5 protein-coding genes are annotated in these 2042 nt (G+C 51.0%); all 5 read left to right on the top strand.

The genetic code is table 11. The features are described from left to right. Positions 1-384: WYL domain-containing protein (locus tag Q0L26_RS05820; protein WP_296648639.1), on the top strand; the 384-nt coding region annotated here is incomplete at its 5' end. Next, positions 384-725 (top strand): hypothetical protein, encoded by a 342-nt coding sequence (locus Q0L26_RS05815; protein WP_296648636.1) that lies wholly within the window; start codon positions 384-386, stop codon positions 723-725. The genes Q0L26_RS05820 and Q0L26_RS05815, both read left to right, overlap by 1 nt. After that, positions 715-903 (top strand): twin-arginine translocase TatA/TatE family subunit, encoded by a 189-nt coding sequence (tatA, locus tag Q0L26_RS05810; protein WP_296648635.1) that lies wholly within the window; start codon positions 715-717, stop codon positions 901-903. Before Q0L26_RS05815 ends, tatA begins: the two co-directional genes overlap by 11 nt. Further along, positions 903-1679 (top strand): twin-arginine translocase subunit TatC, encoded by a 777-nt coding sequence (tatC, locus tag Q0L26_RS05805; RefSeq protein ID WP_296648632.1) that lies wholly within the window; start codon positions 903-905, stop codon positions 1677-1679. The genes tatA and tatC overlap by 1 nt, the downstream gene beginning before the upstream one ends. Continuing rightward, positions 1679-2042, top strand: a 364-nt coding sequence (locus tag Q0L26_RS05800; RefSeq protein WP_296648630.1) for a DEAD/DEAH box helicase, incomplete at its 3' end; no start/stop codon positions are given. The genes tatC and Q0L26_RS05800, both read left to right, overlap by 1 nt.

The raw sequence follows: 2042 nt of genomic DNA, 5'->3' as shown, positions 1-2042 counted from the left end.
GAACTTAGAAACTTCAGACTCGATCACATGCGCTCGGCGGTCGAACTTGACGTTGAGATTTGCGAAGAGGCCAAGAGCATTCAAGAGATTGATGATGCCGACTACATTGCGAATGACACCGATGTTGAGATAACTGTCGAAGTTGATCGAGAGGCATATTCGCTGCTTGGTGACTTCGCAGCTGAGACTCTCAAAGAAGACGAGAAGACCGGCAAGACTATTGCTCTAATCAAGGTTGGCTATTTGCCATACCTAGGCAAGGTCATCGCTCACTACGGCGGGGCTGCCCGAGTGCTTGAACCAGAATCGGCACGTCGTGTGGTTCGAGAATATGCCCTGAGCGCGCTCGGCAAGCCAATCGAGCAGCAACCTAAAGACGACTAATGCCAATCTGGGCTTGGGTCGTTATCTGGGCAGTGCTAGTGCTCGGCTCACTGGGCTATTTCGGCTGGATCGGTTCGCGACTAATTGCCAAGGCACAGGCTGCTGCAAAGGCTGCAGGGCCGATAATTGCCCAACTTGAGGCTTTGCAGCAGGCAACCTCAGCGCCGGTTTCATACGTGCCAAATGGCGACAACCTGCTTGACGACCCAACTGAGCACATCGCCAACCAGCTTCGCCTGAGCAAGGCTCGCCGAGTTAAGGCCGAAGCCCGACAGCGTAGGCTTAGAAACAAGTTAATCGACCTTGATGTCACAGAAAGCGAGTTCAGAAATGAACCTTAGAGGCTGGGAATGGATCATCATTCTTGCAATTGTCTTGCTACTTTGGGGCGCCCCAAAACTGCCTGGCCTAGCCAAGAGCCTGGGCGAGTCGATTCGCGTATTTCGCAAAGAGATGAAGCCTGGTGACAGCAAGTCTGACAAGACCGCCGACAAGGGCGACAACCCTTCTGAAAAGTAGTGTCTTCGCGCAAAAACCCTGAACGCAAAATGTCGTTCAGGTCCCACCTGAGTGAACTTAGAAAACGACTCTTTTGGTCTGCCGCTTTCATTGTGGCCGGTGCAGTCGTTGGCTGGTATCTCTTTGACCCCGTCTTCGCGTTATTGCAGCAGCCGGTTCTTGACCTGGCAAAAGATCAGGGTCTAAACGCAACCGTAAACTTCGGAACCGTGATTGGCGCATTTGACTTGCGCATGCAAGTTTCAGTTTTCTTAGGCGTCTTCATCACGAGCCCCGTGTGGCTCTATCAACTTTGGGCCTTCATCACACCCGCGCTAAAGAAACGTGAGCGCAAATACACGCTCGCATTCTTGCTGAGTGCAATTCCGCTCTTTCTCGGTGGCTGTGTCTTTGCCTGGTATTCATTTCCTACATTCATCAAAACTTTGCTCGGATTCACACCTAGCGGAAGTGCAAACGTAATTAATGCAAACGAGTATGTTCTTTTTGCTCTGCGCATTCTGTTGATCTTCGGAATTACTTTTGTCATGCCGGTAATTCTGGTGTTGCTCAACTTCATCGGCACGCTGAGCGCAAAAAGCATCATGAAATCTTGGCGTGCAGCAATTTTGATCATTGCTCTGGTGGCAGCGCTGGCAACACCAACTGCAGACCCAATGTCGATGCTGCTTGTCATGCTGCCTCTGCTTATCTTTTATTTCATCGCGGCGCTCATCACTTGGCTGCATGACCGCACCAAGGCAAGACGCTTGGCCAAAATAGCTAGCGATATCTAGTGCAAGAACTCAGCCCAGCAGAGCGTTTCGCAAGGGCCAAGGCCGACAAAAAACCAAAGTCTGTTCAAACTTTTTTAGATCAAATTCCTTTTGGCCTAGATCAATTTCAGATTGATGCCTGCACTGCACTGGCAGGCGGCAGCGGTGTTTTGGTGGCTGCACCTACCGGTGCCGGAAAGACCATCGTCGGCGAATTCGCAATTCACTTGGCCATAGAAACAGATCAAAAAGTTTTTTACACTACGCCAATAAAGGCGCTAAGCAACCAGAAATACCTTGAGCTCGTCAATCGCTACGGAGCCGACCGGGTCGGCCTTCTGACCGGAGACAGCAATCAAAACGGTGACGCCCAAATCGTGGTCA

It is taken from the genome of Rhodoluna sp. (assembly GCF_024641065.1).
Taxonomy (GTDB): domain Bacteria; phylum Actinomycetota; class Actinomycetes; order Actinomycetales; family Microbacteriaceae; genus Rhodoluna.
Note: the sequence above shows the minus strand (reverse complement) of the source record. Positions and strands in the feature narration are given on the sequence as shown.

Bases quoted from the DNA above. Each gene is read 5' to 3' on its own strand.
- Q0L26_RS05815 (WP_296648636.1), top strand. From the start codon at position 384: ATGCCAATCTGGGCTTGGGTCGTTATCTGGGCAGTGCTAGTGCTCGGC.
- tatA (WP_296648635.1), top strand. From the start codon at position 715: ATGAACCTTAGAGGCTGGGAATGGATCATCATTCTTGCAATTGTCTTG.